The organism is Bacillus cereus group sp. Bce019, assembly GCF_051781745.1.
In the GTDB taxonomy this organism is placed as follows: domain Bacteria; phylum Bacillota; class Bacilli; order Bacillales; family Bacillaceae_G; genus Bacillus_A; species Bacillus_A cereus.
The window spans coordinates 1-274 of record NZ_JBPWJX010000118.1; the positions used below are offsets into that span (position 1 = coordinate 1).

Below are 274 nucleotides of genomic sequence, written 5' to 3' on the forward strand. Positions count from 1 at the left end.
TAATGGAAGCTATAGCATATCCGATACTAGATCCAGCAAATATGATTGGGAAAATATGTCCGCCGCGCCAACCTGTATTTAAACAAACGGCAGTAATACATAATTTAAAAATCCCTGAAAGAAGTAGGATCCAGAAGGATAAATTGCTCCATTCCACGACTAAATCTTTTAATTGATGTTCTCCTGAGAATAACGTGTACGGGAGAAACGTTCCTGTAATTCCTAATAAAATACCACCGATAATACCGAGTGATAGTTTGTATTCTTTTAAGGG

General features: G+C 36.9%; 1 protein-coding gene. It reads right to left on the bottom strand.

All coding sequences use genetic code 11. The features are described from left to right. A partial coding sequence (locus ACS2QP_RS27695) for a chloride channel protein (protein WP_438883053.1) occupies positions 1-274 on the bottom strand: 274 nt, incomplete at both ends.